Origin of the sequence: Clostridium akagii DSM 12554 (assembly GCF_000686725.1) — a bacterium.
Classification (GTDB): Bacteria; Bacillota; Clostridia; order Clostridiales; family Clostridiaceae; genus Clostridium_I; species Clostridium_I akagii.
Window position 1 is genome coordinate 1 of sequence record NZ_JMLK01000029.1, and the last position, 17,337, is coordinate 17,337.

General features: G+C 29.7%; 19 protein-coding genes. 3 read left to right on the forward strand and 16 right to left on the reverse strand.

The window, feature by feature from the left end:
- Both BR66_RS0113515 and BR66_RS0113520 read right to left on the reverse strand, forming a co-directional pair.
- Positions 1–1,309 (reverse strand): HAMP domain-containing methyl-accepting chemotaxis protein (locus tag BR66_RS0113515; protein WP_026883409.1); only part of this gene is annotated, 1,309 nt, incomplete at its 3' end.
- Between the two features lie 387 nt (positions 1,310–1,696).
- Positions 1,697–2,104 (reverse strand): hypothetical protein, encoded by a 408-nt coding sequence (locus BR66_RS0113520; protein WP_026883410.1) that lies wholly within the window; start codon positions 2,102–2,104, stop codon positions 1,697–1,699.
- Between the two features lie 141 nt (positions 2,105–2,245).
- On the opposite strand from BR66_RS0113520, the gene BR66_RS0113525 reads away from it, so the two are divergent.
- Entirely contained in the window at positions 2,246–2,701 is a 456-nt protein-coding gene (locus BR66_RS0113525) for a CBO0543 family protein (protein WP_026883411.1), read from the forward strand.
- Positions 2,702–2,714: 13 nt separating this feature from the next.
- Here BR66_RS0113525 and BR66_RS0113530 read toward each other — a convergent pair whose 3' ends face one another.
- The 3 genes from BR66_RS0113530 to BR66_RS23885 form a co-directional block, all read right to left on the reverse strand.
- Complete coding sequence (locus BR66_RS0113530; protein ID WP_026883412.1) at positions 2,715–3,824, reverse strand: GGDEF domain-containing protein; 1,110 nt, start codon at positions 3,822–3,824, stop codon at positions 2,715–2,717.
- Positions 3,825–4,056: 232 nt separating this feature from the next.
- Entirely contained in the window at positions 4,057–4,884 is an 828-nt protein-coding gene (locus BR66_RS23880) for a MurR/RpiR family transcriptional regulator (RefSeq protein ID WP_051624242.1), read from the reverse strand.
- 11 nt (positions 4,885–4,895) lie between these two features.
- Entirely contained in the window at positions 4,896–5,288 is a 393-nt protein-coding gene (locus tag BR66_RS23885; RefSeq protein WP_242841163.1) for a hypothetical protein, read from the reverse strand.
- A gap of 279 nt (positions 5,289–5,567) precedes the next feature.
- Between BR66_RS23885 and BR66_RS25255 the strand changes: the two genes are divergently transcribed.
- Positions 5,568–5,726 (forward strand): DUF1540 domain-containing protein, encoded by a 159-nt coding sequence (locus tag BR66_RS25255; RefSeq protein ID WP_084156522.1) that lies wholly within the window; start codon positions 5,568–5,570, stop codon positions 5,724–5,726.
- Positions 5,727–5,919: 193 nt separating this feature from the next.
- Here the strand turns inward: BR66_RS25255 and BR66_RS25720 are convergent, their stop codons facing one another.
- From BR66_RS25720 to BR66_RS0113590, 9 genes are all read right to left on the reverse strand, one after another.
- The gene (locus BR66_RS25720) at positions 5,920–6,078 is read right to left on the reverse strand and encodes a hypothetical protein (protein ID WP_156946292.1); all 159 of its coding nucleotides are present in this window, start codon (positions 6,076–6,078) and stop codon (positions 5,920–5,922) included.
- A gap of 158 nt (positions 6,079–6,236) precedes the next feature.
- On the reverse strand, positions 6,237–7,226 hold the full coding sequence (locus BR66_RS0113555) for a Gfo/Idh/MocA family protein (protein WP_026883413.1): 990 nt from the start codon (positions 7,224–7,226) through the stop codon (positions 6,237–6,239).
- Positions 7,227–7,273: 47 nt separating this feature from the next.
- Positions 7,274–7,960: a ribose 5-phosphate isomerase A gene (rpiA, locus tag BR66_RS0113560; RefSeq protein WP_026883414.1), complete on the reverse strand. Its 687-nt coding sequence runs from the start codon at positions 7,958–7,960 to the stop codon at positions 7,274–7,276.
- Between the two features lie 43 nt (positions 7,961–8,003).
- Positions 8,004–9,020: an oxidoreductase gene (locus BR66_RS0113565; protein ID WP_026883415.1), complete on the reverse strand. Its 1,017-nt coding sequence runs from the start codon at positions 9,018–9,020 to the stop codon at positions 8,004–8,006.
- 178 nt (positions 9,021–9,198) lie between these two features.
- A complete protein-coding gene (locus tag BR66_RS0113570; protein WP_026883416.1) occupies positions 9,199–10,689 on the reverse strand; it encodes a BglG family transcription antiterminator in 1,491 nt (496 codons plus the stop codon).
- A 104-nt stretch (positions 10,690–10,793) separates the two neighbouring features.
- The gene (locus BR66_RS0113575; RefSeq protein WP_026883417.1) at positions 10,794–11,681 is read right to left on the reverse strand and encodes a fructose bisphosphate aldolase; all 888 of its coding nucleotides are present in this window, start codon (positions 11,679–11,681) and stop codon (positions 10,794–10,796) included.
- A gap of 179 nt (positions 11,682–11,860) precedes the next feature.
- The gene (locus tag BR66_RS0113580) at positions 11,861–12,535 is read right to left on the reverse strand and encodes an alpha/beta hydrolase (RefSeq protein ID WP_026883418.1); all 675 of its coding nucleotides are present in this window, start codon (positions 12,533–12,535) and stop codon (positions 11,861–11,863) included.
- Between the two features lie 86 nt (positions 12,536–12,621).
- Positions 12,622–14,061, reverse strand: a complete 1,440-nt coding sequence (locus BR66_RS0113585) for a DHA2 family efflux MFS transporter permease subunit (RefSeq protein WP_026883419.1) — start codon at positions 14,059–14,061, stop codon at positions 12,622–12,624.
- A 221-nt stretch (positions 14,062–14,282) separates the two neighbouring features.
- Positions 14,283–14,645: a winged helix-turn-helix transcriptional regulator gene (locus tag BR66_RS0113590; protein WP_026883420.1), complete on the reverse strand. Its 363-nt coding sequence runs from the start codon at positions 14,643–14,645 to the stop codon at positions 14,283–14,285.
- A gap of 158 nt (positions 14,646–14,803) precedes the next feature.
- Between BR66_RS0113590 and BR66_RS0113595 the strand changes: the two genes are divergently transcribed.
- The gene (locus BR66_RS0113595; RefSeq protein WP_026883421.1) at positions 14,804–15,610 is read left to right on the forward strand and encodes a nitroreductase family protein; all 807 of its coding nucleotides are present in this window, start codon (positions 14,804–14,806) and stop codon (positions 15,608–15,610) included.
- A 12-nt stretch (positions 15,611–15,622) separates the two neighbouring features.
- Here BR66_RS0113595 and BR66_RS0113600 read toward each other — a convergent pair whose 3' ends face one another.
- Complete coding sequence (locus BR66_RS0113600) at positions 15,623–15,808, reverse strand: hypothetical protein (RefSeq protein WP_423219384.1); 186 nt, start codon at positions 15,806–15,808, stop codon at positions 15,623–15,625.
- Positions 15,809–15,818: 10 nt separating this feature from the next.
- Entirely contained in the window at positions 15,819–17,210 is a 1,392-nt protein-coding gene (locus tag BR66_RS23890; RefSeq protein WP_051624243.1) for an MATE family efflux transporter, read from the reverse strand.
- Between the last annotated feature and the right edge of the window lie 127 nt (positions 17,211–17,337).

Consider the following 17,337-nt stretch of genomic DNA (forward strand, 5'->3'; position numbering starts at 1 on the left):
TAGAAGATTGCTCCGCAAGTTTTCTAACTTCCTCTGCAACAACCGCAAACCCTTTACCCTGTTCTCCAGCTCTTGCCGCTTCTATTGCTGCATTAAGCGCAAGCAAATTAGTTTGTTCTGCTATGGCTGATATGCCATCGGCCATTTGTGATATATCACTTACAACCTTTGAAGCTGTAATTGCCTCTCCTAATTGTTTTTTAGCATCTCTAAATATATTTTCAGCAGCTTCTTTTGATTTTGATGAATCTTCATTTATTTTCAAAGCTTTTTTCTGTATATTTGAGGATATAGAAAGACCTGCTTTAGTCTTTAAAACAGAATTATTGGCTTGTTCTTTAACAGTACCAGCCATAGAAGTAACTTCTTCTACAGAAGCACTAGATTCCTGCATAGAAGCAGAGATTTCTTCTGTTGCTGCGGAAATTTGCTCAATACTACTACTTATATCAATGAATGCTATATTAGTAGTTTCACTGCCCTGGAATACGTTTTTACTTTGTTTTTTCACCTCTGAAAGATTAAGATTTAATTTTTTAATTGCTGTATTCAAAGAGTCTATAGTTTTACCAATTTCATCTTTAGTAACTGATTTTAGCTCAAAATTTAAATCTCCATCTGCAAGTTTTGAAGCTGCATCCGCAATGACTTTTACTTGACTAGTAACTGATTTTCTTATTATTGTAGCTAAAATAATTGCAAGTATAAAAGAAATAATTAATAAAATAATTATCTGTGTTCCAAGAGTAGTTGTAGCATCTTTTGTACTAGTTGATAAACTCTGAGTAATCTGTTGCTCATTATTAATCATATCTTTAATGTTAATTGAAGTTGCATTCTTAGTTTTATTAACATTATTAATAATAGATTGTAGTTGTTCATTGGTAACAGCTGTATCCATACCGACTTTTAATGAACTATCTACAGTAGCAAAATAGACTTTATCAGTGCTATCAATTTTAGACATTATCTGTTTGCCCTTAGCTGTAACCAAAAGGCTTCTCAATATGCTCTTACTTTTATTATATGAAGATATATCATTATCTAATAGTTTTTTTTCAGAATTCATATATGTTATGTCACCACTTATACATATGTTGGATAACCTAATTGTGCTATCGTTTAGATATCCCCTCATTTCATATGATTCAATAAGCTTTTTGTTGTCTTTATTAGCTAAAGTATCCATAGAAGCTCCAATTACACTTACAGTTATAAATGAAAATACTCCTAACACTAAAACTAGTAAAAACATAATGCTAAACCCTACGTTGAGTTTATTTGACAATTTCATTTTATTTAGAAACATAATATTTCACCCCTTGTTTAATTTTTAAAATTAATGCAAAATAAAATTTGTATTAATTTCTTTTATCCCATGTAAAATTAACAGTAGTTATAAAAAGATTATTTTTTCAGTCTAACCCCACTTTAGACATATTAAAAGAACTAACAACGAAATCAGTATACCATTAATTTCACATTATAGTAGAAAATTAAATTTAATTTATTTCATTTCATCCATTACCCTTTTTTATAATTACTCTAGGTAAAAGAAAAAGACTATAAGTGAACACAACTTCACCTATAGTCTTAGCCTCATTATTTTACTCAAGTGCATATAAAAAATCGTTTTATTTTCTACTGAAAACTTTCAAATAAAATCATTTCTTATTATTACATTTCAAAGACCGATCTATATTATTTCCTTGCCTTTAAAAATAGCCCTCTTTTGGTATAAAAATATTGCCATAAGAACTGGTAATATTAATCCAATTAGTATGCTAGTACTAAATCCACTTTGGAAAATTGTATATATTATACTACTAATATATACAATATAATAAGCAAAAATACCAATTGTATTTTTTAATAGAATAAGTACAATAGACACTATCATAAGTACTGAAAAAATTATTGGTACTATAATTTCATTTAAAGAAAATGTTGTGTTCACTCCTTGCTGTGCTAGCTGAGAATTTAACTGGTCTTTAAATACTAATGCATATACTGAATATAATAATTGAATACAATAAAACACTATAGTAATGATTGAAATTGCTTTTATTCCTGCACCAATTTTTTCTTTTGGCTGAACGTTCATAAAATATGCGCCTCCCTTTATTCATGTGAATTATATGATACCACATGATTCATTGATTGGTAAATCATAATTTTCTTTATATTAATAGAAACTAATTATTTAGGTAATAATAGAACTAAATATTAATTAGGAGATGATTATATGATTCTAAATATAATATTAGGATTTATTATTCCTTGGATATTTGGTGTATTCCTTTATTTAAAAGATAAAAAAACCTTATTAGTTATTGCCCCCTTTATGTCAGTATGGGCATATACTCTAAATGAGGCTTTATTTCACCTTAATTTTAATCGTTTTGCACCTTTAGAAATTAAGGATGACCTCACCACCATGTCAATAAATCTAGGTTTATATCCCATACTTGGATGTTATTTAATACATTATATTGAAATTAAAAAAGTATCACCCTATATACTTATAATGATATTCACTTTTATGACTACTGTAGCGGAATATTTAGCCTTAACTTTTGGAATTGTAACCTATGATAATGGTTGGAATATTGTTTGGACATTCTTGTCCTATATACCACCGTATCTATCAGGCTATTGGTATTATACTAAACTTAAAAACATTGGAGTTTTTGATAAATAAGCTTTTATTTTTATTACATACCAATATCAATTATTTGTTTATTTAAATCATGTATACAAATTTTATTTCTACCTGTTATTTTAGCTTCATATAATGCATTATCAGCATTTTTGAATAGATTATCTATATTATCAGTTATATCTGAGTATGTTGAAATTCCAATAGAAATTGTTAAATTTATTATAGATTTATCAGAAATATGAAATTTATTTTCTTCCACGTTTTTTCTTATTCTTTCTGCAATTCTAAATGCATTAGAACCTGAGCAATCTAAGAGTAGTACTGAAAATTCTTCTCCTCCATTACGAGAAATAATATCAAAGCTCCTACAAGTTCTCCTTAATATTATTGCTAAATTTCTAAGTACTATATCCCCTGAACTATGACCATATGTATCATTTACCTTTTTAAAATAATCAATATCTAAATATAATAAAGATAATTTTTTGCCTTTTCTTATTGCCCTCTGTGAAAAATTGTTTAAATCCTTTTTAAATTGCCTTACATTATTTAGGCCAGTTAAGAAATCCACTGTTGCTTGCCTTTTTAATGTTCTATGAATTTTAACAGATTTACTTAAGTATTCCGTATATTTAAATACAAAATACGCCATAAGTATTATTGCAACTGGGTATACACTCAAACTTGTAAATAGCACTCTAGAATCCTTAATAACAATTATCATGGAAATAGATGTAACTATATTTAAATATACAATGGAATGAATCCATTTGATTTTTCTTAATGCTTTAGTAGATGAAATAATGCTACATCCAATTCCAATTAAAAAAACATCTATTAAAGCAACTATTGAGGCTTTAGTAATACCCAAATATAAAATACTAAAAACACCAATGATAATTGAAGCCATAATTGGTGATAATATTCCTCCAAAAATAGCGGCTATTATAATAGGTACATAACGAAAGTCAACTATTACATTCTGATTAATTGGTACGCTAAACAGCATTAATAAGATCCCTAATAAACCACTCCAAAATCCAACTAATACTTTAAAAAAAGGTGATGTACTGAGATAGATATTTTTATTAAGAATAAAAGTATAAAACACACTTATAAAGGTTATTAAAATACATGAATTAATAAAAAGTTCAGTAATCATTATATATTCACTCCTACACTATATAGTTACCTAGTATATATGCTTGTCAGTATTATACTATTATACACTATTATTGTAATTATATATATTCTATTACAAATAAAAATGCAAGCCAATTCATATTTCTGTGAACTGCCTTGCATAAATGCCTTGTGATTTACAAAGTGGTACATAATAATCTAATATTTACTTAAACCTTGTCCTCTGCTATAGACTGTTCATGCTCACTAATCTAGCTATATGCATCCCTTTTTTCTGCAGTTAATAACAAGTATAATGTTTCTATTACCGTCATTGCCGAAACTCTTGAAAAACTAAACTCATCCATAAATAGTTTTTCTCTTGTAGCAGTATTTATTTGATATTTACATTTATTGGCTAAAGGTGAGTTTTCATGATTTGTTATACTGATAGTAGTAGCATGTTTTTTATTTGCAACATCAACTAAAGATAAAAGCTTTTTTGAAGATCCAGAATTCGATATAGCTATAACTACGTCCTTATCAGTGAGTGTGTATGTAAATGCAAGTTGAGTTTCCCAAATTATATTTACAACAGATGATATTCCTATTTGGTTGAATTTGTATGCCCCATCTAGAGCTACAGGTAATGTATTTCCCACTGCAACAAATTGAACAATTCTTGCTTCCTTAATTATAGTAAGTATTTCTCTAATAACATCTTCATTCATCATAGAGATAGTTTGTTTTAACTCTTCAATCTTATTTGCCAATATATTTTTAAGTGACTGTCCTATATTCTTTATATCTATATCGTTTGATGTGCTTATCTCTTCGGAATTTACCATTTCCTTTGCAATGTTTATTTTTAAATCATGAAATCCTTTTAACTTGCATTTTTTACAAAATCTAATTATAGTAGCTTCACTAACAATACTTTTAACTGCTAACTCTGAAACAGTCATATCAATAATTTCTTCTTGATTGTTTATAACATAATCTGCAATTTTTTTTTCTGCTTCATACAAATTATCATATACTGCAAAAATTTTATCTAATACGCTTTTACCCTTGTTATCCAACTTATATGTCTCCTTCATTTGTTTGTAACTTATTCAAATGGATATTTTATTCCCCATTGGTTTCTAACATTATCCATTATATCTATTACATCCATAGATAGTTTTAATGTATTATTTCCATCTTTATTAGCTATACAATTTTCCATATCTTCTACTTCATAAATTAAAGCTTTTTTACTTGCTCCTGCTTCTATGATTTCTACCGTTCCATCTGGATAGGTTATAGTTGCTTTGTCTGCCCTAGGAAAATTATCCACAGTAATATATGCTTTTTCACCTGCCACAACACCCTTTTTAGGTTGCTTTGCTCTCATAGTTAAAGAAATCACAGCCCATACAGACCCATTAACTTCGGTTATTGCATTAGCAAATTCTGATGCAATCATTCCAGGTCCTAGTATTGCCCATTTTATATTACTCAAATTCATCACCTCATAATTTAAATTTATGAATTTACTTTCATAGATTAAATTAAAATTTTTTATACGTTCATTATATAGTGAGTTGATTATTTCATCAATCTTTATACACAAGAAATTTAATTTCGTATTTTGCGCCCAATTCACCCCCTTATAATAATTATCACTAAAAAATTCGTACACTCTTAATTACAACTACGTCACAATTTTATATTATTTGAATAATTATTTTCATTTGTGCTAATAATAATCTTATAATTTTATAAAGGGAGGTACTTTTTTATGAAACATAATGACTGTATAGGTTGTTCAGTAAATGAATGTGAATATCATTGTAAAGATGATAATTTTTGTACACTAAACAAAATTGAAGTTGTAAAACATGAAAGTGTTGCTAAAACACCGGAATGTACAGACTGCGGAAGTTTTAAAACAATTTAATAGGTGCTAGCCACCTAAGGACCGCTCGTTAACCCACGGGTGGTTTTTTTATAATCTTAGTTAAAATATTATACTTATTTTGAATAATATTTTTCTTCGTATTAAAACATCTTTCATATTTAAATTCTATTGCAGTGCTTTTAATGCCATGCAAATACGAAATTAAATACTGGTAATTATATCATAAATAAAATTATGGTATAAGGGCTAATATTACTGTGATTATGGAAAGTTTGAAATGAAAATTCAAGTCATTTCCTACAGGGTGAAACTTAATCCATAACCCACAAATGATTGTACTTATCAATAATACAATTGAAACTAGTCCCATAATTTTTAATACTAAATTCATAATTTTTCTCCTCTCAACAAAATTCATTGTATTACTTTTGAATATGGGTGACGAATTTATCCTACTCGATCTAAAACTCTTCCTATACCTATTAACAATATAAAACCAATAAAAATCTCCTTATAGACTAGCCTATAAGGAGAAGCATTCCAAAATTCCTATTTTTTATTATCTTCAGGGAATATAATTCCACCTTTGCGCCTTGCAATTGTCTGGACTTCACTAACGATTAAGCTATGTTCTAACATCTTATAACATTTTTCCAAATCATTATTTTTTATCATCTTAAAAAACTCAATAAATTCATTAACCATGCGATGCTCATAATCATTTTCATTTATTTTATAACTAGTACCATCATTCATCAATAACTCAAACCTTTGGCAAACATTAGCTGGAGTATCTTGATATATGCAGCCCTTATCCCCTTGAATATTATTAGCAATAGGTGCTTTGCAATCTTTTGCTCCGACACAAACACATTTAAATGTCCCATAATCTAATATTAATATTCCAGAAGTATCTATTCCTCTCTCAACATTTGGATAGTATTCTATATTTTTAGGTTTTCCAAATAAGCCTACTACATAATGAATGTTATATATATTTAAATCCATTAATGCGCCACCAGCAAATTTGGGATCAAATGCTGGTAATATCTTTCCTTCTTTAAAACTATTATATCTACTTGAGTATTGAGAATAGTTGCATTGAACTATTTTAATACTCCCAAGTTTTGGTAGTAGCTCTTTGATTTTTTTATAATTAGGAAGGTATTGATTAGTAATTGCTTCAAATATAAATAGCTGTTTTTGTTTAGCTAAGCCACTTAAAATCAATGCTTCATCATATGTTGATGTGAATGGTTTTTCAACAATGACATTCTTATTTGCCTCTAATGCTTTTTTTGCGAATCCAAAATGTAAATTATTAGGTAGCCCAATATAAATTGCATCTAAATCAGTATTTAATAACTCTTCATAACTATATAAAACACTCTTAATTCCATATTCATTTTTAAATTTAGTCATTACCGCTTCATCTTGTGGTATACCACAAATTGCTTCTAATTCTACATCTTTTAAAAGTGAGGTGATAGACAAAAAATCTTTCACTATCATTCCCGCTCCAATAATACCCAATTTCATATTTATTCCCCCTTTTTTTATCTAAAAATTAAATATATTTTAAATACTTATGCCTTGGAAATAACTCTTACACCATTTTTTCCTGCCACTATTAATTTCGTCACTTCTCTCATAAACAAAGAAGTCTCAATTACACCTACAATATCATTCAAATCATCATTTAATTGGTTAAAATCCTTTACATTTTCAAATTTTACATCTAATAAAAAATTACCATCATCAGTAATTAAATATCCATCCTTATTATTAGTACTTCTGACTACAGGGTCACCGCCTAAAATTCTAACCATCTTGCTTACATAACCCAATGAATCCCTAACTACTTCTAATGAAACAGGATACCTACAACTTAATTGTTTGGTTAGTTTTCCTTCATCCACAAGTAAAATGTATTGCTTGGACATTGAACCAATTAGTTTTTCCTTTGTATGCACACCTCCACCACTTTTTAAAGCGTAAAAGTTTTCATCTACCTCACCGCATCCGTCAAAAGCAACATCTATTTCCTCTACAAAACATGTTGGGATTACTTCGATTCCATGCTGAATACAAAGTTTTTTTGTATTATCTGATGGAGTAACTACTTTGATTTTTAAGCTTTCTTCTACAGCCCTACTTAATAACTCAATTAAACAATTAATACTTCGTCCTGCACCTAATCCAATTACCGTATTATTTTTTATGTACTCCATAGCTTTATCAGCACATAACTTTCTCAAATTATCTTCATTCACTTCGTTTTATCCCTCCATCCACAGCATGGATTTCTTCTACTGTTTACCTTAAATCCTTTACTCCTGTTTCTAACATTTGCATTTGCAATAATGTTTGTTCATCAGTAATAGTTTTGTCTTTACCATTTATGATTGCTTCATATAAATCATCATATACTCTTCCATAATCACCGTTAACGGATTTTACTTTTTCTTCGTGCATCTCACCTTCCTCATCCATATATGTTAGAACACCATAATTTTCTAACGTATCAATACCAAAATCCTTGTTTTCAGGCATATAAAATAATTTTAAATGCTCTTCTTGACGATCCTTTGTTTGTTTTACAAAACATCCCTTTTTACCATATACAACAAAACTTGGCCTTTGCTTTATTCTAAAGTAACTGGATTTAACAGATACTTTTAACTTTCCATAATATAAATCCAAATCGAAGTAATCATTGGCTCTACCTGGTCCTAATAATTGTCTTACATCATAATGAACATTATCTGGTTTACCAAAATAACTAATTACTTGATCCAATGTATGACAACCATGACCATATAAATATGATAAGGAAGGAATAAAACTCTTAATAGATTCAGACACTTCTGGTCTATAATAATCATAATGCATCTCAACTTCTAGTAATTCACCTAGTTTTCCTTCCTCAATAACTTTTTGAACTGTTAAAAAATCGCTATCAAATCTTCTATTTTGATAAGTCTGAACAATCAAACCTTTTTCTTTTGCCAAATTAAATATTTCTTTTGCTTCTTTTGAGGTTTCCATAAATGGCTTTTCAACTAAACAATGTTTATTATGTTCTAAAACCATTTTTGCATATTCATAATGACTATTATGCGGTGTACATACCACAATTAATTGTATTTCCTTATCATTTAATAGTTCATCTAAGTCAGAGGTATACTTTGCCCCAGCAATTCTGCTCCATTTTTCATTTTTAGGATTTCTTTGATAAATTGTTTTCACCTTAATATTATTTCTTTGTAACACAAATGGTAGATGGTATCTGTTAGTACTTTTACCATTTCCAATATAACCAATTGTAAGCATAGTTAACCTCCTAATTTAATATCTTTTTACAGTTCATTATTGAATAATCACCACTTTACTCCTAAATTGCTAGCTGCTTTTAATGTTTCTTTAGTTTCATTATACTCATTCTAATATTCTTTCTACAAACTAGAGTATTTCACTGCAAAGGGTGCAATGTTTTATGTTAGCATTTTTATTAGTTACCTTTATGATTATCAATATATTCTGAAATCATATCCATGTCATTTTGTTCAATTTCAGGATTTATTCTAATAAAAGGAATATTAGTAATATCAGCTATTGTTGAAGTTGTAATTATAAACTCTACCTCATTAAGGTTTTCCTCTTTTTCATACATAAATTCCTGATAATCATAAATTCTAAAAACGTTTATTTTTTCACCAAAAGCACTGCCAACTTTATCTTTAATAAAACTTAATATAGACTCATCATAATCACAAACAATAGCAGTATTTAACTTATATTTCCACATTCCGCACATGGTGACTAAATGAATAGTTATATAAGATAACTCAATGAAATTCATATTCAAATTTAATTTTCTTTTAATAATATGTGTCATTTCAGTGGCCATTTTAAATTCTATTTTATGGGTTTGGGTAACCTTTTTGCTTATCCCATTAGCAATACAATGTCTATATTTTAAACGATTTATCATTGGTGCAACATATAGAACTAACTTTTGCCTATTAACTGGGTTTGCCCTTAAATCTAGCTTAAACTTATCATGTAAAGTTCTCAAAAACTCATCTACTATGCTAATAGCATCCTCTGTTTCAATGTTTCTAATATTTGAACCATAAAGAAATTGTTTTGATTTAAAATACTGTTGTAAATTCAGCCATTCTATCTCTGATAGATTTACCCCTAATTCTTTTTCTACGTTTTTTCGTATAGCAATCATTACTGGCATAAGATTACCACTTATATCATCTGCATCATTCAAATTAAAACCTAATTGATATCGCTTAACTGCAACTAATATTTCATAGCATAAAATTTGGGCACTATGACCTGATAAATAGTAATCATATTTTTTAGTTTCAATACTGACGATATGGTAAAGACTTCTAGATCTAGTCTCTATAATAACATCCTTCTCCTTAAATAAATAACTCCAATATTTGGATATAGTGCTTACATTAGTCTTCATAGATAAAACCCAACTGATAATATTTCTTTTTTCATTTTCATTTGCTTCAAGTTTAACTCCATTATTTAAAGAATAACTTATTCCTAATTTTAAATCTTTTTTTAACCACTTGTTAATAAGAACAATATCTTTATTTACAGTAGCTTCAGATACATATAATGATTCTGATAATTCCTCCACATCAATACAATTTTTGGTTATCAATTTTAGAACTATGTACATCTGTCTGTCTAAAGGTAAATTAGGTATTTCAATTATATATTCATAATCCAACACTTTTCTTATAATATTATTTTCCTTCAAGATTTCTTTATTATTTTTGTTAAGGAAATAACCTTTTCTTATACCAGAATCTATCTCTATATTGTATTTTTTTAATAAAACATTAATTTCTTTAATATCTTGTCTTATTGTTCGAATGCTTACAGTACAAAGTCTGGCTAATTCATTGCCAGTAATACAATAATCTGTATTTAAAATTATACTTAAAATATCTCTATATCTTCGATTCAAGCCTTTGCTCACCTGCCTCAATATTAATAATGTTTTATAATTACTACTTTTCTAAAACAAAAAAGACTGCACTATTTACGTACAGTCTTAATTTTAAAATCTAATTATTTTATGGATGCTTCATAAATTGAACTAATTGAATTAGATAACATCAAATTGAATTCTTTATCTGTTTGCTGAGCAGTAAGTCCTTGGGATAATGCACGGGAAAAACTAGCAATCAAGCCGTTATTATGTGCAAGTTTTTCATTTGCTTCACTTTGAGTGTACCCTCCTGACAAAGCTACTACTCTTACAACATGGGTATCATCCATTAACTCTTTATAAAAGTTATCTACTGTTGGTATTGAAAGTTTAAGTATTACTTTTACGTCTTTGTCAAGGCTAGCTAATTGATTGAAAATTTCAGATTTTAATATTCCTTCTGATTTTTCCTTATCCGCACTATGGATATCAACCTCTGGTTCTATAATTGGAACTAGCCCAGCTTCAGCTATTGTTTTGCCAATATCAAATTGTTGCTCAACTATTTTTCTAATTCCTTCTAAATTGGCTTCTTTAATCACCGAACGCATTTTTGTTCCAAATATATTTTTTTCAATGGCACGCTTTAATAATTCATCCAAATTGGGAATTGATTTCATAAGTTGAACACCGTTCTCAGCTTCAGCAAGTCCTTTATCAATCTTTAAAAAAGGCACAACACCTTTGTCCTGCCAAAGAAAATCCGCTGTAAATTTATCACCAATCTTACGGTCCATAGTATTTTCAAATAAGATGGAACCCAAAATATGCTCAGAATTGAATGCAGGGCTTGTTATAATACGTGTTCTCATTTCATGTACCAATTTGAACATTGCTTCATCATTGGAATAACTGTCTTTTGAAATACCATACTGCAAAAGTGCATTTGGAGTGCTACCACCACTCTGATCCAATGCAGCAATAAATCCTTTTCCAGTGTGAATTCTATCCATTTGTTCCTTATTCATATACTTTTCCCCCTTGATTTTTATATTTTATTAACTTAATAACTTCTTTAGTTATATTATAACACTTGTTACTAAAAAAATGCTCTACCTATATTTTTTGACTATTCAAATATTCCATATCTTCTTTAGAAATTTCAAAATCTACGTTAGCATTGTCAATAGAAACTTTATTCATGCCTCTACAATTTCAGTAGCCAGAGAATAGCCCTTGCGATTCTCTGAGGTACTTCTTTAAAATGTCCACCAGGCTCTTTGAAATAAACTACTTCGGTTGATTTTGCAATTAGCTCTTTGGTCTTCTGCGTGATTATACCAACCTGACACATAATAGAATCCTTTGTTTTTTCCTCTTTACCACCTAAACTTAGATATACCTTACCAGAGGGGAGATGATTCTTGAGAAATTCTAGCCATCCAGGATACCACAATGCTCCAGAGCAACTGCCACAACCAGTAAACCCTATGCTGCACTGGGCATAAATGGCTGCTAACCCGCCCAGAGAATATCCCACCGGATACACTTCACCATTTAGTAAAAAACTTTTCTGTAGTTCTGGTATCAAAGTATTTTTCATAAAGTCTATGAATTCATCTGCCTTACCTGCAAAAACCCGTCCGTTGTTTCTTTCTAGATACCAGGGTGAATAATCCCTGTCCCAGTCAATTGGTCCAAATCCTGCTATGATAAATGCCTTACAGTTTCCTTCATCTATCTGTTGTAAAAGCATTTCACGGATTCCCGACAATGTATGCTCTTCATATTCCCCAGATAACAAAATTATTAGTGGCATTGGTTGATTCGATGATCCAATCTGCTCTACCCAACAATGTTTTTCATTAAGCTGAAATTTCATTTTAATATTCAAACTCCTTTGTCCATAGTAAGTGGTTATTTATTTCAAATTAATATTTTTATATATGATTACTGCTTTTAAAAAAATCAAGCAACCTTTCCACTCTTTATTTTTGTGTTATTTTTATTTACAAATGATAAAACAATAGATAAAAATAGTCCAATTAGAACAAATACTGATAGTGCTAATGTTGCTGAACTAAATCCAGTAGCAACAGCAGTTTGTGCTGGAACTTGATTACCTAATGCTTTTAGCTGTGAAGCCGACATAATGCCTATAAATAACGACGCACCTATTGCAGATGCTAGTTGTTGAAGTGTATTTAATATAGCTACTCCATGTGGATAAAATTCTTTTGGTAATGTATTAAGAGCAGTTGTTTGAGAAGGTGCCATTGTAAGCGCAATTCCAATATCTATTACCATAAATAACACAATAATTTTAATAAGAGATGTATCAGTATTTGCATGAGATAAAATAAATAATGGTATGAAAATTATAATAAATCCTACTGGGACTAAAATTTTTGTTCCTAATTTATCATAAAGTTTGCCAGCAAAAGGAGTCACAACAGCAGCTATAAGTGATGCTGGAAGTAATGTCATTCCAGTTATAAAAGTGGTTGTTCTAAGTGCACCTTGAAGAAATATGGGCAACATTACAGCCATAGTGAATATTGTCATCATTGAAATCATAACAAGTACTGTTCCTATTGAAAATATTGGATATTTAAATACACGTATGTCTACCATTGGTTCTTTTAAAAATAATTGACGTTTACAAAATAAAATTAATGACAGTATTCCAATAATAAAAATTACAGCAACTATCTTAATATTTCCACTTCCACTAACACTACTTATGCCATATATAAGTCCCCCGAAACCTAAACTAGATAATATAATTGATATAAAATCAATCTTAGGTTTTGTAATAGTTGATGTATTACCTAAATAAATTGAACCCAAAATCATAGCTAAAATTATAATTGGAATTAATATTATAAATAGTGTATGCCAACTAGAAAATTGTAATACAATCCCCGCAACTGTTGGTCCAAGAGCTGGTCCAAGGACAAGTGCAGCACCGCATAGACCCATTACTGAACCACGTTTTTGTGGTGGCGTTACTACTAACACTGTATTCATCATAATAGGAATAAGCATTCCAGTTCCTGCTGCTTGTAGCATTCTTGATATAAGTAACATTGCAAATGACCCCGAACACGCTGCACATATTGTTCCAAGTAAAAATATTGTCATAGCTGCTAAATATAATTGTTTAGTTTTAAATGTTTGAATTAAAAAAGCTGTAACTGGTACTAAAACTGCTACAACTATCATATATGCAGTAATTATCCATTGTATTGTTCCTGCTGTAACATTCATTTCCACCATTAGAGATGATAAAGCAACGTTTAATATAGTTTCATTAAATACGGCAATAAATCCGCTAAATACCAATACCGCTATTATTACTTTTACATTAACCAATGTTGTTGATTTTGATGTTTGTCTTGTTTCCATTAGATTTCTTCTCCCCTTTACTATTAGACCAGTCTGTATATAGATGATCTTCCCAAAAAATGCGTTGTATCGACGACAAGTGGTATGACCATCGGTACAACGCATTGACATTCAGAGTATAACATAAATATCTTTGCTAGTGTAATACCCTAATTTTATTTTTTTAATTATTATGCTATTCTAAGGCATATTAGTAGTGTTACTACATCCTCAAGGAGATGTTACAATCCAATTTTCGCTTCAACTTTGTCAGAGGATTCAACTGAGCGAGTATAGTTAACTCCCCACTCACATAAAGTTGATAAAATAGGTAAAAGACTCTTTCCAACGTCAGTAAGAGAGTATTCTACTTTAGGTGATTTTTCAGTATAAACAACCCTTTTGATTAATCCACTTTTTTCTAATGCTTTAAGTTGCTGAGTAAACATCTTTTGAGTAATGTGTGGCATTGACCTTTTTAGCTCACAAAATCTCATAGTTTTTTCAGCTAAATACCAAATAATAAGTGGTTTCCATTTACCGCCTATAATTTCTATTGTTAATTCCATAGCACAATTGTATTCAATATGGTTAAATTTTATCATTATTTTCACTCCTGCTTATATATTGTCAGTAACATAATTATATTAATAGGTACTAATAAGTGCGTACTTGTTAATATCTGTCTCTAAATATAACATAGACTTATAAACTATTTTACTATAATAGTTTATAAATATAAAATAAATAGGAGTGACTATTAGTGAATTTAATTAAAGTAGATCAATCATCATGTATCAAGTGTGGCATTTGTACAAAAGTATGTCCAACAGGATTTTTAAGTATGAATGAAAACGTTCCTGAAGAAACTAATTCCAGTTCATGTATTGCTTGTGGTCAATGCGTTGCCGCATGTCCCTATGGGGCAATTGATAATACTAAAACACCATTTTCTAGTCAAGTTAATATAGAACATTTTCCAGTTATAGATTCTCAAACTGCTGAATACTTTCTTAGATCTCGTAGATCAATACGTTGTTATAAAAATACCCCCGTTCCTCAAGAGAAATTATTAAAATTAGTTGATATTGCACATTTTGCACCTACTGCTAGCAATACACAATGTGTCTCTTATATTATAGTAAGAGATAAAAAAATATTAGAAAATGCCACTAAAATAATCGTTGACTGGATGGAACATCAATCTAACAAATCTCACTGGAGTTTTTCACGACATGTCAGTAATTACAGGGAAGCTGGTATTGATACAATCCTGCGTGATGCTCCACATCTTATTTTAGCAATTGCTCCAAAAGAATTTAAAAATGGGAGAGAAAATACTATTTCTTCATTATCTTATCTTGAATTATTTGCAACTACCATTGGATTAGGCTCCTGCTGGGCTGGATTATTTGAAATGTGTGCATTTTCAAATTATTATCCATTATTAGAACTATTTAATATTCCTACAGACAAATCAATAACCGGTGCTGTTATGGTTGGATATCCTAAATATGAATACAAACGATTAGTAGATCGTGCTCCAATAAATGTTACATGTATGGAATAAACTTTAATATAGCTATTTAATCAAACTCCAAATCGCTTTTCCCAGGGTTCCGCTTTTAGCAGCAAAAAATACATTTGATGCAATATTAGGCAAAGCACGTTCAATATATTCTTTCAAGTTTTTTTGTGCAATGCACATTGCAAGGCACATTGTATTACACGCGAGAAATATTTCGTGGGTGAGTTGCTGCCTTGCCATACTTGCCAAATTATAGCCACTCTAGAGAAGATTCGAATTCAGTAGAACTGGAAGATACATTTTTATTAGTCTTTTTCTTAAAGTTAATCCATAACCCTAATCCTATAGAACAGGTTAATACCTCTGCCACAGTGGTTGACCATATAACTCCATGTAGACCAAAGCCATAATTTCCTAAAATCATACAAGGAATTAATAATATTCCTTGTGTCATGGACATTATAGTTGCTTCTTTAGCTCTTCCAACTGACTGAAATATGGCTATTAAAAGACCAGTAATACCAGCGAATAGGGATGAAATTAGCATAGCCATCAAAATGTAGATACCAGTGTTTATAACATTTTCATCCATGCTAAATAAATAGAATACTGGTTTTCTGAAAACAAATAATGCAAGTGAAATAGTTCCAGTTAGAATTAAAATATAAGCTGCTGTAGTTTTAATGATTTTATTCATTCGCTTTAGATTATTAGCAGTATATGCATAAGCGATTAAGGGAACAACCCCCATATATAAACCCATACTAATGAACTCTGAAAGCTGAACAATACGCTGAGAAATCCCAAAGCCAGCAACAGCATAATTGCCATATTGTGAAGAAAAATTATTTAACAACAGGCAGGAAACAACTAAAAAACTATCTAGTAAAAAGGCTGATACTCCTATTTTAAAGATATTTTTTAACATAATAGGGTTTGGTTTAAATGTCTTTAAAGAGATTGTTAAAATGGTACTTTTATTTCTAAGGTAATATATGTAGTATGCAACAGCAGCCATCGTACCAATAACTGTTCCAAGTGCAGCTCCCGCAATACCTAAATGGCATAGGAAAATTAAAATAGGGTCCAAAATAATATTTATTATAACGCTGAGAAACATACCATTCATAGATATTGTAGAAGCACCTTCAGCCCGAACTATTTGCTCTAATGTAAAGTTAGCAATTATAAATGGACTTCCTATTATAAAGACCAAAATATAGCTTGCAGTAAATGGAATAGCATCACCTTTCGCTCCTAATATTTGCAGAATAGGATGAAGCAAAGGAATTGTAATTATCATAAAAGTGCATCCAGCTAAAAGACTAAGATAAAAGGATACCGATGAAACTTGTTTTGCTTGTTCTAATTTTTTTTCACCAAGCAATCTAGAAATATATGTACCGCCACCGGTACCAAAAACATTTCCAATTGCCATTAAGAGTGCAGTTACGGATAAGGCTAATGTAACAGCTGTCATCATTGCTGTATTGTTCATTTTTCCAACAAAAAAAGCATCTATAATGCTATAAATCATATTAATGGACATCCCTAGTATCATTGGTACTGACATATGTGCAATAGCTTTTGGTATTGGCGCTTCTTCAAAATAATATAAGGATGAATCTTCTGTTTGTTTCATTCTTTTACCTCCAAATTAAATTAGAATTCTATGTATAGTCATTATTTTGCCTATTAGAATTAAAAGCTGATATTTTTCATCCTCTATTAAGCCAGGAAGGGCGTTGCCCATGGATTAGTTCCTAGTA